Genomic DNA, 20,511 nt, shown 5'->3' on the forward strand with positions numbered 1-20,511 from the left:
TTATTAAATTTGCAGATAATCAATCCAATACTGTAATCCAACGAGGATCGCCATATTCCGACTTATATATAACGGATTCCGCATCAATCACAGTAAAGTCATTCTCCTCGATATTACGGAATAATGAAGCATCATCCGTATCCAATGAGATAAGTGTCAAACCGGCATCAGACATCTTTTCAAAATCCGATGTGCAATAATTACCTTTCGAATCTAAATTGATACCGCCTGCATCGAGCACTTTACTTTCACTGCTGCCAAAGACGCAATTATTTACCGACAAATTCAGCGGAGCAGTCAGTTTGGAGAAATTTCCAACAGCCCTATAAGTGTTTTTACCATCCTTATTCGAGCCCCAGTTGTAGAAAGTACAATTAGAAATAACAACCTTGTTACCTGCGGCAATAGGAACATTAGCAGTAGGCGCTCCAAACACACCGGGTGAAATATAAAACTCATAGAATGTGGAATTAGTGACAGAGACATCATTCCATACATTAGAGCCTTTATTTATAGCATGAATAAAACCGAATTGCTTTGTTACAGCACTAGTATTAATACCTGAAACCAAACAATTATCTATACGGATATGGTTGATTGTAGTTACCCCTTCACTGGCGTCGCTCATCATTAGGACAGCAGACGGTAAAACTATATCCGAGTTTGTAATTTCAAATCTGTCTATTGTAAAATCAGTGCCGGCATCATGCTTCCCAATATTCAGTAAACGTGTCTTACTACCCTTACTGGGCTTACTGTCAGTCCAGGTTTCCTTAATATTCACATTATCAACAACAAAATATTCAATATCAGGCATATTGCCACTTTCCGGTTTTACGTTGAAGCATCCCTCACGAATATACAAGGTAGGACGTTCTCCCGGATTGGCAAGAAGAGCAATGCTCTTGGTCAATTTTATATCGCCGGTTTTCGCAGCTACTTCCCCGCCTGCTGTCAGGTAGTAATCAACTCCATTCTTCAATTGGAATACAAGGGCTTGCTTACTTGCATCTGTCATACCGGCCTTTATCTTATCCATCAAATCGACACCATCTTCTACCACAACCGCATCAGCAGGCATTCCCGCAGTGGTAAACCTTTGTTGATTGTATTTCTCCGCGCCTTCCGGTGCAGCGCTATTTGTTAAAGCCACATAGTACGTGATACGAGGGGTTAATCCTGTAATTGTATATTGTCCGGCGGAAGCATTTTCCAAACTGATTTGTCTTTCCTCTGTGGTCCCTTCTTCCCATATCGCCAATCCGTCAACCGGATTTTTCTCTGATACCACCCATTTGATTTCTACAGAAGTCTCACTAATCCGCGAACCTTCCACGGCATATAAAATTTTAGGAATGGTACGGGACAAAGTTGAAATGGAAGAACCCATTTCCGTCCAATTCGATGTGATGGCAAGAGATTCGTTATTGGCTCTGACACGAGCATAAAACTTAGTCTCATAACGTAAATTCGTAAACACACACTTACCATGCTCCACTGTCTGCGTTTCCAACTTTTCCGACTGAAACGTGGCATCCTGTGAAAGTTCTACCGTATATGAAGTCGCTTCACCGGAGGTTCTCCAGGCCAAGGTTATGGTATTATCCTCTGCAAAACAGGAAGAAGCTATAAAAGAAGGTCTGAATAAACGGGGCATTTCCGTCTTATCGTCTTCACACGCCATGCAAGCAAACAGACAAAAAAGTAAAAGCGGTACTATATATCTTGTTTTCATCCTACTGTTAGTTTTAATATCCATAATAATTTTTCAATAATCCCTGATGGCTCGACAATGCGTCCGGCGGTATAGGAACCAAATAGCGTACAGGATCTATCTCGGGATTTACAGACCCGGCATTCGAAGCGTTGATATATCCATAGAACGAATGCAGAATACGGGCAGACGGTTCCCACTGGCGAGGGCTGGCGTTTTTGACTTGCGTACAATATTGAACGCACATATCTACGCGCGAGTAACCGGTAGGATTCTTAGAAGGATATGCAGGTAGCGCCTCGTCATAAGAATTGACATCACCTTCCTTATACCAATCCATTGTTTCGGCTACACATACCGGGAACAGCGTTTTATCAGCCGGTACCATCTTATAATAGGCTACGGCCGGATAAGAATCAAAACGCGCATTATAAGTAGGATCTTCAAAAGGAGTTGTCGTATTTTCATACTGCTTAGTGCGGGCAACCTTACCTAATTCAATCCAATCGAAATACAAGTTATATAATGTTTTGCCATACAAGTTCCAGCGCGCCAAATCATAGCGTCTATGCTTTTCTCCGCCAAACTCCCACGCACGTTCCTGAACAATAGCGTTGAAGAAATCTTCTTTTGTCCCCAAAGCATCTACATAGGCTTCCACCTTTTCCGCATGGTCTTCCTGCGCAAAGGCTCTCTTACGTACCTGCTTCAAAGCATCCTTGGCTCCCGCCGTCGGCCCGTCATGGTTTTCATTGGCAGCTTCCGCATACATCAACAGCACATCGGCATAACGCATATACGTATAGTTAATCCCCGTACCCTTATTGGATGTGCTGCCCAGCGGAGATTCCATAAACAAACGGTTCCACTTGCCGCAGCCGACAGTAAGTTCGGAAAAAGGTTTCTGAACAATAGAACTCATCCCCGAATTTTCATAACGGAACATTTCGCAGGTAATATCCCTACGTAAATCCGCCTTATCAAAAGATAACATATACGTAAGCGCTAATTTGGCACCGCCCGACGAATATCCGTGAGGAGCATTGGAAGCGTTCACACCTTCCGAATTCTTTGACGATACGATATATGTTCCCCAAGAATAAGCCAATTCTCCTGAACCGCCCACCTTAGCCGGTACATCAAAAATATTATCATCGGCAACCGGTACTATCCAATTACATTCATCTACCCAAACCTGGCGGAAAGAGCGGGCCAAAGAGTGTTTACCCTCGGAGATAACCTTTCCGGCATATTCCTCGGCTATTTTATAATACTCCTTCCAATCATCACTCCGTTCCATTGCACCCACAGCCGCAGGATTATCATAATCCGGTCGGAGGCTCCAGCCACCTCTTTGCAAAGCAATACGTGCTATCAGTGCCTGGCAGAATTCTCTTGAAGCAGCTTCCACTCCTCTGTCGGATTCTTCCGCATACAACATCAAAGGTTCTACTTCTATCAAATCATTTATCATATCTGTCAATATCGTATTGCGGTCTGTCGCCCCAATAAACAATTCATCCTTATTTCCGGCAGATGTTCTTCTGTACGGCACATCACCCCAGTTTCTGACAAGTTCCAGATAATACATGGCGCGCAAAACTTTCGCTTCTCCATAGTAATGCATCAAACGAGACGGTTTAGTCTTATCGGCGGCGGCAAACAACGGACTCTGTTCGATACCCTCTATAACGTCATTCGTACGGTTCACCCCGTCATACATACCCGTCCAAATATCACCATACGACTTTATATCACCCGTACTCGGCACATACGCACGCTCATTGAGGTTAGATGCGGTGGACAGTCCGCTAAACTCCACATCCGTATTAAACAGCATCTTCTTAAGCAAGACCCCTACCCAACCCTTACCGCTGACCATAGGCACATACATGCCATTGACAGCAGTAGCGATTTCGGATTCGCTGCCAAATACATAATTCTTATCAAACGTAGACGGAGAATTTACATCCAGATAATCTGAACAGGAAGCAAACAGTAATATGCTCGCAATTACCGATATATATATTTTTCTCATACTCTATATAATTTTAAAAATTCAAATTAACACCGACTGTATAAACACGGCTACGCGGAGTTACATTGTTATCAATACCCGGCGTCAAACCTTTTTGGATATTCACTTCCGGATCGTAACCGCTATATCCTGTTATCGTAAACAAGTTACTTCCGGAGAAATACAAGCGCAAGCTTTTAACTCCCAAAGATTGCAACCAATGTTTAGGAAGCGTATAACCGACCGTCAAAGTACTCAAACGAAGGAAAGAGCCGTCTTCAACCAAATCGGTCATTGTTATACCCTGAGTTACGGACATCCAAGAGTAAGTTTTGGCATTCTCATTCAATGCAGCCAAGGCAACAGGGTCACTGGAAACATTTACCCCGGCGTCATCCACATAACGGAAACGATTGGCAAGATTCATATCCGTAGATAAGTTGGAATAATTACGACGGACAGCCGAGTGCAGGTAGAGTTTATTCACATTGAGCACATCAAAATCACACATGTAATTGAAGAATGCCGTAAAGTCCAGATTTTTCCAGTTACCGGAAAGACCGAAACCGCCGGTCACTTTAGGATTGGTATCACCTATCACCGTCATATCATCTTCCGTAATCAGGTTCGATTCGGAATCGGACAGTTTCTTGAATTTCATGGCGCCCGGCTTAAAGGCGAAGTTACCGGAACTGAATGATGAATTGTCGGGTACGCCCGGCTTCAAAGTCCATTTTTTAGTCGTCGCGTCGAAATCAAAATCATCTACCTTATAGAACCCGTCATTGACGAATCCGTAAATCAATCCCATGCTTTTGCCTACTTCCATCTTATAGTTATACGTTCCATACCAGTTGGACAATGAGGCTTTGGTTTTCCATTCGGTCTCACCGGTAGCCAGTTTGTCCACCTTATTCTTATTGAACGCGACGTTGAAATTTGCCGATAACTGGAAATTCTTTGTCTGAACGATTTTTGCGTCCAAAGAAATTTCAACTCCTTTATTTGAGGTCTGTCCCACATTTGTCATCTGACGGGAGTAACCCGATGAATTGGGAATGATGGAAGGAACCAACAAGTCCTTGGTAGTATTCCAATATACATCGACCGTACCGCTCAAACGATTTCTAAAGAATCCGAAATCCAAACCGATATTACGGGTTATGGTTGTTTCCCATTTCAAGTCAGGGTCATAAAGATAGGTCTGGTCGGCAAACTGATAATAATTATACTCTTCATTGCCGAAAGCGGGAGCGCTCGTTCCGCTGTATACGCGATAGATATTATGCCACAAATCATTACCGATACGGTTATTACCTGCCAGACCGTAGCTGGCTCTCAACTTCAAGTCGGAAATGAATCTTATAGGCTTCATCCACTTTTCATTGGAAATTCTCCAGGCAATAGAACCTGCCGGAAAATATCCCCATTGCTTACCGGGAGCAAACTTGGTAGACCCGTCGGCACGAACCGTCAGAGTGGCATAATAACGATTTTTGTAATCATACAATGCACGTCCGAAGAAAGAGGATGTTCTGTCGGGAGCGCTTCTGTAACTGGTGCTCTGATTGGGAGTTCCCAAAGCAAAATTCTCCAAAGCCGCCTCTGCCGTTACTGAAACCGGAAATAGCTTCGCGCTCATAAACGTATTATCGTTCTGCGCATGGTTAATTTCCTGTCCCAGCATTATATTGACATTGTGAGACTTATTAAACGAGTTACGATAGGTCAGCGTATTTGCCAGACGATATGATTCCTTATGGGTTTTGGTACGCTTAGCCGAAGGCATATTGTTCATACCCGCAGCAGAAGCCGTACTGGACAACGGGCCGTAAAACTGATTGTCATTTGCATGAGTCGTACTGATTCCATACTCGGAACGAAATTGTAGCCCTTTTATCACATCCCACACCAAGGCAGCTTTTAGGCTGATAGCCTGTTCGTCCCGTTTTCTGTAATTCTGTTTATTCTCTTCTACCGGAGTATATTTCTGATTCAGAGAGTTTCCGTCTTCATCCAGGTTTTCCTCGTCATCATCGGGGTCAACGGCAACTCCCGCCGACAATCCGTTGGTAGGGCGGAAACGAAGTGCGGTAACGATATTTGTTCCCGAAGTTCCGGCACCGTCAATGGTGCGTGTGCGATACGTTGCATTTGTTTCCAGTTTCAGATTCTTGAACAACTGATGATTCAATTTCAGGTTGATGTTATTACGTGTCAGTCCCGAACCAATCAACTGTCCCTCATCTTTATTGCGGGTATAACTTAAATTGAATTTAGTTTTTTCATTACCGCCGTTAACGGTTATATTATAATACTGTGAAAGAGGATTACCGCCCAAAATTTCATCCTGCCAGTCAGTAGTGTTCGTGTATTTGTACAAATCGATATCGTCATAATAGCCGAAGTTTTTGATAAAGCCCTCATCCGAACCTTTACGGATCATCTGGTATTCATATTCGGCCATTACAAACTCATAGTTGTTCATCACCGGTATTTTGCGTGCCAGCGTACGCATCTGCAGATAGCTGTTAAACTGCACCGTTGTTTTACCCATTTTAGGATTCTTGGTAGTCACGATAACAACACCGTTCGCACCTCTCGCTCCGTAAATAGCTGTCATTGACGCTTCTTTCAATACATCAATGGATTCAATATCCGTCGGCGGAATACCGCTCAAATCATCTACCGGAAAACCATCCACCAAAAACAACGGCGAGTTATCCTGGGTAATGGAACCACCGCCACGCACGCGAACGCTGATTTCAGCGTCCAACGCACCGTCTGTAGTGGTAATCTGTACACCGGCCATTTTTCCAGCCAAAGCATCGGCTACGGAAGCCGAAGCCACCTTGGATATAGACTCGGATGAAACAGATGCAATGGAACCCGTCACATCGCTACGGCGTATATTGCCATATCCCAATACCACAATTTCATCCAGCACATTCGCATCCTCACGTAAAGTTATATCCAGTTTTTTACCTTGCTGGGCTTTTACTTTGCGTGTCTCATAGCCGATGTAAGATATTTCCAGATTGGCATTATCCGTAACGTCCAGCGAAAAGCTGCCGTCAATACCGGTAACCGCTCCGTTGGTTGTTCCCTGCTCTCTGACAGTCGCACCGATGATAGGCTCCCCTGCATCATCCACAACCTTACCGATGGCTTTAACTCGCTTACTCTTTGTTTTTCCTTCCGGTTGTATCTTCTTTACTATTATTCGTTTATTCTGAATTTCGTAAGTCAGATTGTTTTGTCCCTGAAGAATTTGCTTAACGACATCATCAATCGTCGCTTTATCCGTAGATATTGAAATTCGCTTATTCGTATTTACATCCGCAGATGAAAACACAAATGAGTAACCGGATTTTTCTTTCAATAGTTCTATCGCTTCTTTCACCGTTATTTGCTTAGCTTTCAGTGATATATCTTGTGAAAAAGCAGAAAGGTGAAGACAAAGAGCTACTGAGGCTATTAAAACAGCCTTACTGAAGTTTCCCATAAACTTTTTGAATTTTTAATTAATGAATAGAAATAAGGTTTGGTAAAATTACCAAATAAAGCTGACTCCCGGAACATTATATCCGGGAAGCAAAATACCTGTGTCAGCCGGAAAAAGTAAATCTCATGCAATTCATGTTTCTCATATTTTATTTTTTAAGTTCAACATTAATATAGTATATATACACCGTTTTCGTATTTATAATTCATCTGCTGGGTCGAAGCCATCACATCCAGAATCTTATCAATCGTATTGGCCGAGATACCGAAACTTCCATAGAAACGTTTGTTGCGTAAAGAATCGGCAACTTCCACCTTAACATTATAGCTGCGCATCAGTTTCTTAGCTATATCTTCCAGCAGCTCCTCATCAAAGAAAAGCTCGTCGTTAATCCAGACATTAGCTTTGGCCGCCCTTGTGCTGCTTTTTACCATTTGACCGGTCACCTTGTTGAGAACCATTTTCTCGTCCGGCGTCAGATAAAGTTCAGGCATTTCCCTGATGCCGTTCCTAAGAGCCACCTTTCCTTCCATCAGATTCACCGTCACTTCTTCATCATCCGGATAGTTTCTGAAATTGAATTTCGTTCCCAGCACTCTCAGATTCAGTTCTTTCGTGTTTATTTCAAAAGGTACTTCTTCGTTCTTCATTACCTCAAAATACCCCTCTCCTTCCAAACGCAACCGGCGGTCATCTACTCCAAAACCCTGCGAATATATTATTTTCGATCCTGCGTTCAGCCATACCAATGTACCATCCGGCAAATAGAGTTTAGTATGCGCTCCCATAGGCGCCTCTACAACCATATCCGCAAAATTTTGCTTCACAGCCTGCTTTCCCTGCCAATAAGTAACAAATGGAATCATCAGAATCAGCACAACGGCAGCTACCCGCATAAAGGTTTTCCATGAGAAACGGAGCATCTGTTTTTGTTTCTTCTCCGCCCCGGCAACCCGTTGTCTGAATAAAGAGAATGCCTTGTCTTTATCAAACCGTACAGCAGTATCGGCAGCCCCCGAGGAAAACCATACCTCTAACTTATTCCGTACATATTTCCGATTAGACTCAGACTCCAAACTCCAACGTTTCAGTTCGGCAAAGGATTCTTTATCCAGTTTTCCCGAAAGATATCGAGTTATCAATAAATCTATATCAGTATGTTCTTCCAGTTGCATAATTCTGTTGCTTTATATATAAGACAAAAAAATCAAGAATGAGGGTAGTCGAAAATATATATTTTTTCAAATATCCATAAAAATATAAATAATCAATAAATGCAAATAGTTATCCAAACGCTTTTGAAGAAGAGCTAAAGCATTCTTTATATGATACTTAACCGTATTAATGGAGATTCCTAACTCTAAAGCAATCTCTTCGTACTTTTTTTGTTCAAAACGACTTTTTTTAAATACGGTGCGACATTCCACAGGCAGTTCTTCTATGCTGCGGGTCAATTCATCTTCCAGTTCTTGTTCGAGCAATACACCTAAGGGCTGATTCTCTTCCACAAAAACAGAATCGAGGAATTCCATATTTTCCGGCAGCATAAAAGATGAAAAATGCAGTTCTTCGCGATGGCTCAAGGATTGCAATTCATTCAGGCAACGGTTACGTACAGCACGCATCAGATAAGCACGTACAGAATACGTGATTTCTATCTCCCGGCGATGCTCCCATAAATAAAATATAGCGTCGTCCACCACCTCTTCCGAAAGAGCCGCATCATTCAATATCTGATTGGCGAAGCGACAAAGCAGGACATAATGATGCTCATAGATGTATTTAAATGCCTCCTCATCCCCTCTGCGTAAATGTTCAATGATTAATGTATCTTTCATAGCCGCCTCCATTTATAGAAGAGCAAAAGTAGTCAAACTTAGGTAACTACACAATCATTAAGAAGATTTTTCAGAAAAAGAGGCGCTCAATTATGCGCCACCGCACACAATAACTTATATTTCTATTGCAATAAATCTGCCTTTGCATCTTAATAATTTATATCTTTGTTACCTGAAATCTATTCATTCGACAACTATCTAATAATCATTCGATAGATATCAAATAATTATTAGACAATTGTCGAATGATTATTAGATAGTTGTCGAATGAATAAATTTATGCAAGCTGAAAAATAGTTTGTAGAGAGAGCAGAATTTATTCATCGAATAGCAAAAAACTAACTGCAATACTTATATAATGAGTGCCTACTACGATTTTTACGAAACACCCTCACCGGGACAAAAGAAAGAGAACAAAAAAATTCTTCACGCACGTATCTATCCTAAAAGGACTTATACCAAAGAAGAATTTATAGAGCATGCTTCAAAATACCAACATCTGCCTAAAAATGTATTGGGAGCCTCATTAGGAGTTCTTATTGATGACCTCTGCGATTTACTTGCCGACGGAAATATCGTGGAACTGGGTGAACTCGGATTTCTCAGTACTTCGCTAAAATGCCTTCGGAAAACAGACGATAACCAGCAAAAAATAAGGGCGGAATCCGTTGTGTTTCAAAATGTGCATCTACGTATCAGCAGTACATTCCGTAAGAGGATTATACACAAAATGACACTGGAACGCGTACACTCTCCCTCACGTAAGGCCGCTGCAATTACGTCCAGCATAGAAGAGCGCAAAGCCGCATTGGCTGTATTCTTAAAAGCCAATATTTGCATCACCCGCCGGGAGTACGTCCAAATAACCAAGCTTACGCCATACGCCGCCATGAACGAACTGAATAACCTTATTCAACAAGGTATTCTGCGACGTAGAGGTTCGGGAAGGTCTGCCGTCTATGTTGCAGGCGAAAAATACAATGAAGAAATAAAAGAATAACAAATCTCGATAGAAATCAGAATATGGAAATCGCAAAAACAACAGAACCGGAAAATTCCATGCAGTGGTTCGTCTTTTTCAAAGACCAACTGCTGTTAAAGAAAGAATACACAACAAACGGAGAAAACAAATACGGTATACCCCATGGAATAAATCCGCCTGTAACACCCGAAGCGGGATGTACGATACACGAGGTAACTCTGACGGACGGACATAAGGTAAAAACCTTCGCCCTCGAACAGCCTGTACCCGAAACCGAAGAATGGGTAATGACAGGTTTACGCGCTTCTTACGACTATCTGCCATTGGCGGATTACCAGGCAGCGGGAAAATCATTCCAGATACTCTATTGGGACGAGCACAGCCGCTTCTGTCCCGTATGCGGCACTCCTATGGAACAACACACTCCTATCATGAAGAAATGCCCAGAATGCGGAAATGAGATGTATCCCCCCGTTTCTACGGCTATCATCGTGCTGATACGGAAAGACAAAGAAATATTGCTGGTGCATGCACGCAACTTCCGCGGTACTTTCCATGGGCTGGTAGCCGGATTTCTGGAAACGGGCGAAACACTGGAACAATGCGTAGAGCGGGAAGTTATGGAAGAAACGGGACTGAAGGTGAAGAACATCACTTATTTCGGCAGTCAGCCATGGCCCTATCCCAGCGGGTTAATGGTAGGCTTCATTGCCGACTACGAAAGCGGAGAAATCAAGCTGCAAGCCGATGAGCTCAGTTCCGGCGCATTCTATTCCAAAGACAATCTGCCGGAAATTCCACGTAAGCTAAGTATTGCACGAAAGCTGATTGACTGGTGGTTGGAAAATAATTAAAGGAAAGGGCATAAAAAAACAGATTGCGGAAAACACGCGCTCACAAACGAACAACTACGAATGAAACGACTCTCATTCACATCAACCAATCGGCGTGCAACCGCAATCTGTAAGTACATCTGTTAACTGTTGACCTCCGTCGCATATAAGAACAGCATTTAACGGAGAATGATTAGATAATCGGCATAAAGAATATAAAAGAAACTTAATTGAGGTACTTCAAAATACGTATGATGATTTCTTTTAGACACGGATTGCGCGGATTCCACGGTACTCTTTAAATTTATCCGCGCAATCCTTGTAATCCGTACCTAAAAAGCAAACAGCAAGCAAGATTTTGCCCTGCTCCCTCTTAACCTTTTTTACAGCCGTTTCTTACAGCATTCTGTGGCGTGTTGCGTCTAACCTACAACCAAGACTCAACAATGAACAGAAATGATTAAAAAGGAATATATATTGTTGGCAGTATTATCTGCCGGTTTTTCCTTTCCGGTGCAAGGACAGACTACATGGACGAAACAAGATTCCATTAAACTGAAAGAGATACTGGACGGAACAACGGATATATCCATTAATCCTACTGTCAAACAAGAAATCGACCTGTTATTTTCCACACCCGCACAGATACACAGTATTCCCATTTTACCCGTTGAGGAACTTTTACCCAAGCCGGAAAATCTCCGGCAGATATACGCGATACCCGGATTCCGGCTGGACAATACGCACATATATTACAACACCCAACGACGGAATAAATATATACTGAACACTCAGCGATTCAGTATCTCAGCCACTACGGAATATGGCAAAAGAGCAAGGGTACTTTTACAGCAAAAGACAGATTTCAAGTTTGACGTCACTCAAAAGCTCGGCTATCATGTTTACGCAGGCTATAACCGCAGCAGCGGTAAATCCACCATATTGCCGGGAACAGTAAGCCCGCTGTATCTTGGAAGTGGATTCTCGTATGACATCAACAGGCAGGTACAGGTAAAAACAGGTGTCAGACGCCAATTCAATATAATCCACGGACGCTGGGAATGGGTGTGGGAAACAAGTGTGGGAATATCTTTTTAGATATGAAAAAAGGTGCAGGCGGCTTACTGCCGCTTGCACCTTTCCATATCAAGAGTCAAGTCGTCTTAGATACCGAGTGATTTGCGTACTGCTTCCACTTTCTTTTCAGCCTCGGCGTTTGCATTGCCGTAGCACTTGGAGCAACCCATTTCACCTTTCACTTCAATGTAGAACTTAATCTTAGGCTCCGTACCCGAAGGACGAACGGAAATCTTCGTGCCGTCTTCTGTAAAGTACTGGAGAACGTTGGATGTCTCGGGCATATCCAAGTCGGTTACATTGCCCTTGGCATCGGTAGCTTTCAGAGTTTTGTAGTCCTTAATCAAGGAAACGGCAGAACCACCGATTTCTTTCGGCGGATTGGCGCGGAAGTTATCCATCATAGCCTTGATTTCATCTGCACCGCTCTTACCCGGCTTCACTACATTCACGGTAGTTTCCTTAGAGAAACCGTACTCTACATAGATATCCATCAGGATGTCATACAACGTCTTACCCTGGTCTTTAGCCCAAGCGCAGATTTCAGCCAACAGTGAACAGGCGGAAACGGCGTCTTTATCGCGAACAAAATCTTCGGCAAGGAAACCGTAGCTTTCTTCGCCGCCGCCGATGTATTGCTGCTTGCCTTCGCGCAGGCGGATTTCACGGGCAATCCACTTGAAGCCGGTATAGCAATCGAGCATTTCAATCTTATTCTTATCGGCAACCGCCTTGATAAGTTCGGTAGTCACAATGGTCTTCACGATGAAGTCCGTAGGCTGCATCTTGCCCGTCGCGATACGGTTCTTGATGATATAGTACAAGAAGAGCAAGCAAGTCTGATTACCGTTAATCAGCACCCATTCGCCCTTATCGTCCTTACAAGCCATACCCACGCGGTCGGCATCCGGGTCGCTTGCCATTACGATGTCCGCATCAATCTTCTTGGCGAGTTCGATGGCCATAGAAAGCGCTTCCGCATTTTCAGGATTCGGAGAGATTACCGTCGGGAAGTCACCGCTCTTGACCATCTGTTCGGGCACGCAGTGTACATTCTCAAAGCCCCATTCTTTCAGAGAAGCGGGAATAAGCACTCTACCCGCACCATGAAGCGGCGTATAAACGATACTGAGGTCTTTCTGACGTTTAATCACTTCCGGGTCGATGGAAAGAGTGTGGACTTTATCCAAATATACCTTGTCGATGTCTTCGCCGATAATCTGAATCAAATCCTTGTTGCCTTGGAACTTGATGTCCTCAACAGTTACTTTGTTCACTTCATCGATAATGGCAGTGTCGTGCGGAGCAAGTACCTGCGCACCGTCATCCCAATAGGCTTTATAGCCGTTGTATTCTTTCGGGTTGTGGCTTGCGGTCAGGTTGATACCGCTTTGGCAACCGAGGTGACGGATGGCGAAAGAAACTTCCGGAGTAGGACGCAAGTCATCGAAAAGATAAACCTTGATACCGTTCGCCGAGAAAATATCAGCCGAGATTTCAGCGAACTTGCGGCTGTTATTACGGCAGTCGTGACCCACTACTACGGAGATTTGCTCTTTGTCCTTGAAGCATTTGTTCAGATAGTTCGCCAATCCCTGGGTAGCCGCGCCTACTGTGTAGATGTTCATACGGTTGCTGCCCGCACCCATGATACCGCGCAAACCACCTGTTCCGAATTCCAGGTCTTTATAAAAACATTCTATCAGTTCGGTCTTATCTGGATTTTCCAACATTCTTTTCACTTCAGCCTGAGTTTCGGCATCATAAGCCGGGGTAAGCCATTTTTCAGCTTTCTCAGTTACCTGTTTAATCAGTTCTTGATTTTCCATAAGACTATTTTAATATTAAAGGTTAATACTTCATTTTTTTGTTAAGTCACAAATGTAAAAGAATAAGTTCAAATATCCTAATCAATCGGGCATTTTATAACGGTCGCCCGTTTGTTTTACATATTCTTCCAAGAATTCCTTCGGATAACCCGGACGAAGCACCCCTGCGGGCTGACCGATAGCATTGCGCTCGAACTTTCCGTCTTTCATTTTACGGACAACACCGTCATTATATTTCACAATGATGAATTCACCCAGACGCTTCCATGTGTCGAAAGCGCTCTGTGCCGTCATATTGGTATAATTTGTCAAAAATGCTTTCGCTTTGGCCGGGTCTTTCTCCAGAAGTTTGGCTGCGGCGGATTCAATGCCTTCCTGCGCCTCGTTGAAAGTGGTTTCGAGTTCGTTCTGCGTGGCACGTACATCGCCAATCATAAGATCGTAACGGGGATATACCATATTGGAAACCCAGTTGAAAATCCAGAAAGAGGAATTCCATGAGAAAGTGATATAGTCCGCACCGTCTACACGCGAATAGCATACGGGCACTTTATCCGTGCAACAGTATACGGGAGTGAATACAGTCATGTTGGCGTCATCCGTACCGAACCACAATACGCCTCCGATAGCATCGGGCAGCGTGGAACGCATCTGCGCCACAAACACGAAACCGCTCTGCTGCGTGGAGATGGGACGCTCGTTGAAATACTCCTTATCGCCCACTTTGAAAGAAAGAGGAGAAAGACGGTAGGGAGTATGATACGGTCCTGCGCCGAAATCCTTACTAATGTCGAGAGGAGTGCCTTCGTAATGATCGCGCATGGCATTCTTTACATCTTGTACGGAGATTTTACGGTCGGGCTTTACGAAAAGCGGCATCGGAGTGTCGGTATCGCCTAATATATAAGGTAAGAATTCGTTGCCACGGGCGGTAAACATATTAAAATAGCTCCACACGCGGGCTTCGCAATAACGACGAGCGCTAAAGTCGAGCGGCGCATAGGCATTCGCAAAGCTGAAGTCTTTGTTTACTCCGTCGAAATAGCCTTTCTCACGGGCAAAGGATATGACGTCAGGAGAATACATACAGTTGTTCTTGTCGTTCATATCGAACTGGTGGATACGGCTTTGGTTGGCATGCGCGGAAATGCAATCATCGGGCACGCGGACAGCCACCCATACGGCTCCACGCACACCGGGACCTTTGCCTATCATCTCCATAATCCAGATTTCATTGGGGTCGGCGATGGTGAATGACTCGCCACCGCTGTAATAACCGTATTCCTGTACGAGTTCCGTCATTACTTTGATAGCTTCGCGGGCGGTGCGGGAACGTTGCAGACCGAGATAAATCAGGCTTCCGTAATCGATGATGCCGGTAGTGTCCACCAACTCGGGACGGCCGCCGAAAGTCGTCTCACCGATAGTAAGCTGGAATTCGTTCATATTGCCAATAACGTTGTAGGTCTGGCGTGCCTGTTCTATCCGGCCGAGGTATTTGCCGGTATCCCACTCGTGTACGTCAATCAATGTGCCCTTTTTGTGCACACCTGCGGGATAATGATATAACTCGCCGAACAATCCATAGGAGTCGGCAGAATAGGAAACAATTGTAGAACCGTCCGTAGAGGCGTTCTTACCCACAATGAGGTTGGTACAGGCAAATGCGTTTGCCACAGCTGCCACCACTAACGCGACGGAGAGAGTTAATCTTTTCATACTTCTGTTATTATATAGTTTATTTGATAATGCCATGATATAAATGAAGAGTTACCATGCAAAACGGAACTGTTTCGTGGTCTGATTGCCACAACCGTCGGTTACAGTCATTTCTACGGTATGCCTGCCGCCTTTCTTTACATGCTTCGGGTCGAGTTCGCAAACCAGATTGCCGCTAATGGAGTTGGGCTTGCCGAACAAGGCGTATTTTCCGTCTATCGTTCCGCGATAACTGTGTATTCCTGTCTCCTTGTCTTTCGCTTTAAAGACGATACGCCCCGTACGCCCCCACTGCTGAGGGTTGAGCGGAGTAATCTCCGGCGGTACGGTATCGACAGCCACCGTATAAGCAGCCAAGTCGCGGATGCGGACTTTCATAAAGCCGTCCTCATACGTGCCGCCTACGCTATATTTCCCACCTCGGGCTGTAACGCCGGCTACGTAATATTTCGATTTATCTTCCAGGCGGTCGCGGCGCAAACCGATACGCATTTCACAAGCTCCGTGCAGGGGAATACGCGTATCGTGCAACTGATAAGTGAAAGCCACATCTCCGCTATCGGCACGTACGGAATAGTTCAGCCAGACATCATCGTACAGCATTCCGCGCGGTACGACCAGCTCCAAACCGGGTTCCTGAAGATAATTGGTTTTGTCCCATTTGAAAGCATACTTTTCGCGATGTTCCACAGGACGGATGCCGGTGTTCTTTCCCTGTACGGTAAAACGGACTTTCGAGGTGTTGCCTAACGCGTCGCTTAAAGTGTACACAAAGCGATAAGGACGTTCTTCGTTGATTTCTATCAGTCCGTGATTGCCGTTGGAGGCATGCAGCATACGCAGGCGGTTGCCCGGTTCGATGAATGACTTCATGTACTGTCCGTGTGTCCATGAATTGATATAGCGGTTTTCTTCGTAAGCAAAACGGTCTACCACACTGCGGAATACTTCTTCACCGTCCACTTCGAGAATAACGGTATGCACGCCGTAGCGGTTGCCCACTCCGTCCATGTGGTCATAGGCACGAATTCCCGCGCCTATCAGTCCCCAGGCCGTGATAGGTTTTGCAGGGCTGGCAGGGAAAGTCTGATGTATCTGCTTTCCGTTTACCACACCTTTGCCCGGTTGCGGAAACAGGATGATACCTTCGGCATGAGGGGCGGTATTGTCTTTCACTTTTTTCATAAAGAAAGGCAGCGGGTCAACATAGTCTCCCGTTGCCGACTCAATCATATCCAGATGCAGGTGAGGGCCGAAAGAGTAGCCCGTATTGCCGCTAAGGGCTATCACCTGCCCTGCCTTTACCGGATATTCCCCCGGCTCGGGAGTAATCTCCACTTCCCAGCTTTCCTTTTCATACTGCAAATCTTTCACCCTTCGGGCTATATCGCCTACAAACGCGCTGAGGTGGCGGTTGATAGTGGAATAGCCGTTGTCGTAATCCACATCGAGCACATAGCCCGAACCGTGCGTTACGCGGATGCGTGAGATATGCCCGTCTGCCAAAGCACGCACGGGTTTGCCGATGGCCCCACCGGTCTTGAAGTCCAATCCGCCATGAAAATGGTTGGCACGTATCTCACCGAAGTTACCGGAGAAGACGATAGGAAAATCAAAAGGGGGAGTAAAAGACACCGTCTGCATCTCCGGCACAGTTTCCATATCGGACGCCTCTTGTGCATATCCGCCTTGTACGCTGCCAACGAAAAATAAAACTGAGAGAAATATAGAGTGTTTTATATTCTTACAAATCATATCCTATTTTTTTAATGCATGCAAATATAAAAAGAATAGTTCTCTCCGCCTAAACAAAAAAGCATAATCCTACCGTCCTACCCTATAAATAAGCAGGCGTTTTCTGTTGTAAAACACCTTATATTAAATGACAATGAGACAGAGAAATCGCTATCTTGCAACATGTTTAACCATTAACAGATGACATTATGATTATCGGAGTACCCAAAGAAATCAAGAACAACGAGAACCGTGTAGGAATGACCCCTGCCGGAGTAGCCGAGTTGGTGAAGAAAGGTCATACGGTGTATGTGCAGGCTACGGCCGGCGCAAACAGCGGGTTCTCTGACGATGATTACATCGCCGTAGGTGCGCGAATCCTGCCTGCCATTGAAGATGTCTATGCCATAGCCGACATGATTGTCAAGGTGAAGGAGCCTATTGCACCGGAGTACAAACTGATTAAAAAGGGACAAGTGGTATTTACCTATTTCCACTTTGCGGCCGATAAATTACTGACCGAAGCCATGATTGAAAGCGGTGCCGTATGTATCGCTTATGAAACGGTGGAGAAGGACGACCATTCCTTGCCATTGCTCACTCCTATGAGCGAAGTGGCAGGACGTATGGCTACCCAGGTAGGAGCCCGCTTTCTGGAAAAGCCACAAGGCGGAAAAGGAAAGCTGATGGGTGGCGTACCGGGTGTCCGCCCCGCGCGCGTACTTATTTTAGGTGGCGGCGTAGTCGGTACCAATGCCGCACAAATGGCTGCGGGAATGGGTGCCGAGGTAATGATTACGGATGTCAACCTGCCACGCCTGCGCTATCTCAGCGAGGTTTTGCCCAAAAACGTAAAAACGCTCTATTCCTCGCTTCACAATATAAAAATGGAACTGCCTACCATAGATTTGGTAATAGGCTCCGTTCTTATTCCCGGTGATAAAGCTCCGCATCTCATCACAAGGGATATGCTGAAAATGATGAAACCCGGAACCGTACTTGTGGATGTCGCCATTGATCAGGGCGGCTGCTTTGAAACGTCTCATCCCACCACCCACAGCGAACCGACGTATGTTGTGGATGGTATTGTGCACTATGCGGTAGCCAATATTCCCGGCGCTGTACCGTTTACTTCTACTATGGCGCTGACAAATGCAACACTGCCTTATACCGTGGCATTAGCTTGCAAAGGTTGGAAACAGGCTTGTAAAGATGATCCGGCATTGGCATTGGGACTGAATGTGGTAGAAGGGAAAGTGACATATAAGGCGGTAGCGGATGTGTTCGGAATGAGGTATGAGGAGGTAGAATTATAAGTTATAAGTTATAAGTTATAAGTGATAAGTGATAAGTTATGAGTTATGAGCGATGAGTGATGAATTATGAGTTATAAGTTATGAATTATAAATGATGGGTGATAAGTTATAAATTACAAGTTATGAGTGATGAATTATAAACAGCGCAGCCCAAGGCTGAAGGCCTTCTATCTCCAAGCCCGGGGTAACACCCCGGGTATATACATTTGATTAGCATTGCGCCCTGTAAGGGCAGAATTCTTGTATACAAAGGCACTATCCACAATTTTGTGTAAATGTAAACGGGATTCAGTTATAAGTTCTCTTATATCTGAATTCTGTTTTGGCATTATAAAATATTTTGCCCTTACAGGGCGCAGAAATGTAGAAGACATTTTAAACCCAGGGCGTTGCCCCGGGCTTGGAGATAGAAGGCCTTCAGCCTTGGGCTGCGCTGTTATGCAGAATCGTAATTCATTATTTATAAATTATAATTCATCACTCATAACTTGTAATTTATAACTTATCACCCATCATTTATAATTCATAACTTATAACTCATAATTCATCACTCATCGTATAACTTATCCACCACCTCAATCATCAAACAAGAAATCTCCTTTCTTCGCATACGCCCAATACATAGTCAATATTGTTATGCACAAATTGAAAATGAACGGAAATTCTTGCGAACCGGTATGGAATATCCATTGGAAAAAATCGGTGATGAAAGGCGACAACAGTATGGCAAGGTAATTCATCACCATTACAAAAGCAAGGGCAAGCGTTGTCTTTTGAGGAATGGCAGTATCGACCGTCTTATCATAAATCAGCGGTTGAATGATACCATAGCCTAAACCGACCAAAATACATCCCGGCACAATAAGCCATTCCGTAGGAGAAATCCATATCAATAGTAATCCGACGGCAACAGCCAAAAGGCTATAAAGTTTTGTTTTATTTCCCAAAAGCTTCACTATATTATCCAACATAAACCCCGGAGCCATAATGGCAAGGAAAAACAAAGAAATCATCAGCCCTGAATTTCCGCTTGAAAAGTGGTGCGCTTCCATTAAGAAAGGTAAATTAAAAGTAACCGCAAGGACTACGTATGTAACCACCCCATAGAACAGCATTAACTGAATAAGATGGCGTATATGTATGCCATATTTACCGGAAATCACAGGCGCAGACTGCATGGAAGGAATAACAGCCGACGCCTGCTTCACCGTGACCGAAACCGTATTCTTTTTTAAATAGGCCGAAAGAACCAAAGAAATCAGCGGCAACAGATAAACGACAAAAGGCAAACGCCAGTGTACCTCTGCCAGATAACCCGTAACGGCCGTAGCCACCACCAGCGTCATATTGGTTATGGCGGAACTGTATCCAAACTGTTTGACGCGATACTCTCCCGTGAAATACCGTGAAATCAGCCCCGTAGAAAGAGGAATAATCAATCCCGCCCCGATACCGAGCAAAGCGCTGACAGCCATCAGTTGCCACATCTTGGAAGAAAACAAATAAAGTACCCCGCTTGCGGCAAACAGCCAAAGCCCCACCCGCAGTAAACGGATAAAATCGCGTTTCTCCGCCAACTTGCCCGCCAACAATACAAACGGGATAATCAGTAAGGAAGGCAAAGAAGTCAACATCTGTATATCCAGCTCCGTGGCATGGGGAAAAATAGTGGAGAGCTCTCCCAAAATAGGTGAGACAGCCAAGCCCGGCAATGAGGTCAGCGCGGAAATAGACCAGATACCTATGAGCGTAATAAGAGGAATGGTTCCTTGTCCGGTATTAATTTTCATAATTTTAAAGTGAGTGGGTTAGTTGAAGGAAAACAAGCGATGCAACAGAATGTTCGGACAGGATAAGTAATAATTAAAGAGTAATAAGACGTAAAAGCGCCGGGATTTCCCGCCCCGCCCTTTTAATAAACGCCAAATAATGTAAAACGGCGGAACT

General features: G+C 44.4%; 13 protein-coding genes. 4 read left to right on the forward strand and 9 right to left on the reverse strand.

Annotated elements, in window-relative coordinates:
* Positions 1–19: 19 nt before the first annotated feature.
* From BHV73_RS09085 to BHV73_RS09105, 5 genes are all read right to left on the reverse strand, one after another.
* On the reverse strand, positions 20–1,735 hold the full coding sequence (locus tag BHV73_RS09085) for a DUF5123 domain-containing protein (RefSeq protein WP_286738016.1): 1,716 nt from the start codon (positions 1,733–1,735) through the stop codon (positions 20–22).
* A gap of 13 nt (positions 1,736–1,748) precedes the next feature.
* Positions 1,749–3,752, reverse strand: a complete 2,004-nt coding sequence (locus BHV73_RS09090) for a RagB/SusD family nutrient uptake outer membrane protein (RefSeq protein ID WP_286738018.1) — start codon at positions 3,750–3,752, stop codon at positions 1,749–1,751.
* Positions 3,753–3,765: 13 nt separating this feature from the next.
* Positions 3,766–7,236 carry a TonB-dependent receptor gene (locus BHV73_RS09095; protein ID WP_022218493.1) on the reverse strand — a complete coding sequence of 1,157 codons (3,471 nt, stop codon included), beginning with the start codon at positions 7,234–7,236 and terminating at the stop codon, positions 3,766–3,768.
* Positions 7,237–7,403: 167 nt separating this feature from the next.
* Positions 7,404–8,411 carry a FecR family protein gene (locus BHV73_RS09100; RefSeq protein WP_009121721.1) on the reverse strand — a complete coding sequence of 336 codons (1,008 nt, stop codon included), beginning with the start codon at positions 8,409–8,411 and terminating at the stop codon, positions 7,404–7,406.
* 66 nt (positions 8,412–8,477) lie between these two features.
* Positions 8,478–9,074, reverse strand: coding sequence for an RNA polymerase sigma-70 factor (locus BHV73_RS09105; protein ID WP_229116253.1), 597 nt, complete (start codon positions 9,072–9,074; stop codon positions 8,478–8,480).
* A gap of 358 nt (positions 9,075–9,432) precedes the next feature.
* Here BHV73_RS09105 and BHV73_RS09110 point away from each other — a divergent pair, with 358 nt between their 5' ends.
* The 3 genes from BHV73_RS09110 to BHV73_RS09120 all read left to right on the forward strand — a co-directional run bounded on the left by BHV73_RS09110 (position 9,433) and on the right by BHV73_RS09120 (position 11,987).
* The gene (locus BHV73_RS09110) at positions 9,433–10,074 is read left to right on the forward strand and encodes an HU family DNA-binding protein (protein ID WP_009121719.1); all 642 of its coding nucleotides are present in this window, start codon (positions 9,433–9,435) and stop codon (positions 10,072–10,074) included.
* A gap of 23 nt (positions 10,075–10,097) precedes the next feature.
* A complete protein-coding gene (gene nudC / locus BHV73_RS09115) occupies positions 10,098–10,910 on the forward strand; it encodes an NAD(+) diphosphatase (RefSeq protein ID WP_229116252.1) in 813 nt (270 codons plus the stop codon).
* A gap of 435 nt (positions 10,911–11,345) precedes the next feature.
* Positions 11,346–11,987: a DUF4858 domain-containing protein gene (locus tag BHV73_RS09120; protein WP_195620962.1), complete on the forward strand. Its 642-nt coding sequence runs from the start codon at positions 11,346–11,348 to the stop codon at positions 11,985–11,987.
* Positions 11,988–12,052: 65 nt separating this feature from the next.
* On the opposite strand, the gene BHV73_RS09125 is transcribed toward BHV73_RS09120, so the two are convergent.
* From BHV73_RS09125 to BHV73_RS09135, 3 genes are all read right to left on the reverse strand, one after another.
* Positions 12,053–13,795: a phospho-sugar mutase gene (locus BHV73_RS09125; RefSeq protein WP_009121716.1), complete on the reverse strand. Its 1,743-nt coding sequence runs from the start codon at positions 13,793–13,795 to the stop codon at positions 12,053–12,055.
* Positions 13,796–13,876: 81 nt separating this feature from the next.
* Positions 13,877–15,514 (reverse strand): C69 family dipeptidase, encoded by a 1,638-nt coding sequence (locus BHV73_RS09130; RefSeq protein ID WP_087413159.1) that lies wholly within the window; start codon positions 15,512–15,514, stop codon positions 13,877–13,879.
* A 51-nt stretch (positions 15,515–15,565) separates the two neighbouring features.
* Positions 15,566–17,269 (reverse strand): M23 family metallopeptidase, encoded by a 1,704-nt coding sequence (locus BHV73_RS09135; RefSeq protein ID WP_087413158.1) that lies wholly within the window; start codon positions 17,267–17,269, stop codon positions 15,566–15,568.
* Between the two features lie 188 nt (positions 17,270–17,457).
* Between BHV73_RS09135 and ald the strand changes: the two genes are divergently transcribed.
* Entirely contained in the window at positions 17,458–18,564 is a 1,107-nt protein-coding gene (gene ald / locus BHV73_RS09140; protein WP_022218484.1) for an alanine dehydrogenase, read from the forward strand.
* 575 nt (positions 18,565–19,139) lie between these two features.
* On the opposite strand, the gene BHV73_RS09145 is transcribed toward ald, so the two are convergent.
* Positions 19,140–20,354 carry an MFS transporter gene (locus BHV73_RS09145; RefSeq protein WP_009121712.1) on the reverse strand — a complete coding sequence of 405 codons (1,215 nt, stop codon included), beginning with the start codon at positions 20,352–20,354 and terminating at the stop codon, positions 19,140–19,142.
* Between the last annotated feature and the right edge of the window lie 157 nt (positions 20,355–20,511).

This window comes from Bacteroides sp. 44_46 (assembly GCF_001915465.1).
GTDB lineage: Bacteria > Bacteroidota > Bacteroidia > Bacteroidales > Bacteroidaceae > Bacteroides > Bacteroides clarus.

Excerpts from the sequence above, each read along its gene's own strand:
- BHV73_RS09145 (WP_009121712.1), bottom strand. The coding sequence starts at position 20,354 with ATGAAAATTAATACCGGACAAGGAACCATTCCTCTTATTACGCTCATA.
- BHV73_RS09130 (WP_087413159.1), bottom strand. The coding sequence starts at position 15,514 with ATGAAAAGATTAACTCTCTCCGTCGCGTTAGTGGTGGCAGCTGTGGCA.
- BHV73_RS09085 (WP_286738016.1), bottom strand. The coding sequence starts at position 1,735 with ATGAAAACAAGATATATAGTACCGCTTTTACTTTTTTGTCTGTTTGCT.
- BHV73_RS09120 (WP_195620962.1), top strand. The coding sequence starts at position 11,346 with ATGATTAAAAAGGAATATATATTGTTGGCAGTATTATCTGCCGGTTTT.
- BHV73_RS09105 (WP_229116253.1), bottom strand. The coding sequence starts at position 9,074 with ATGAAAGATACATTAATCATTGAACATTTACGCAGAGGGGATGAGGAG.
- nudC (WP_229116252.1), top strand. The coding sequence starts at position 10,098 with ATGGAAATCGCAAAAACAACAGAACCGGAAAATTCCATGCAGTGGTTC.
- BHV73_RS09090 (WP_286738018.1), bottom strand. The coding sequence starts at position 3,752 with ATGAGAAAAATATATATATCGGTAATTGCGAGCATATTACTGTTTGCT.
- BHV73_RS09110 (WP_009121719.1), top strand. The coding sequence starts at position 9,433 with ATGAGTGCCTACTACGATTTTTACGAAACACCCTCACCGGGACAAAAG.
- ald (WP_022218484.1), top strand. The coding sequence starts at position 17,458 with ATGATTATCGGAGTACCCAAAGAAATCAAGAACAACGAGAACCGTGTA.
- BHV73_RS09135 (WP_087413158.1), bottom strand. The coding sequence starts at position 17,269 with ATGATTTGTAAGAATATAAAACACTCTATATTTCTCTCAGTTTTATTT.
- BHV73_RS09125 (WP_009121716.1), bottom strand. The coding sequence starts at position 13,795 with ATGGAAAATCAAGAACTGATTAAACAGGTAACTGAGAAAGCTGAAAAA.
- BHV73_RS09095 (WP_022218493.1), bottom strand. The coding sequence starts at position 7,236 with ATGGGAAACTTCAGTAAGGCTGTTTTAATAGCCTCAGTAGCTCTTTGT.
- BHV73_RS09100 (WP_009121721.1), bottom strand. The coding sequence starts at position 8,411 with ATGCAACTGGAAGAACATACTGATATAGATTTATTGATAACTCGATAT.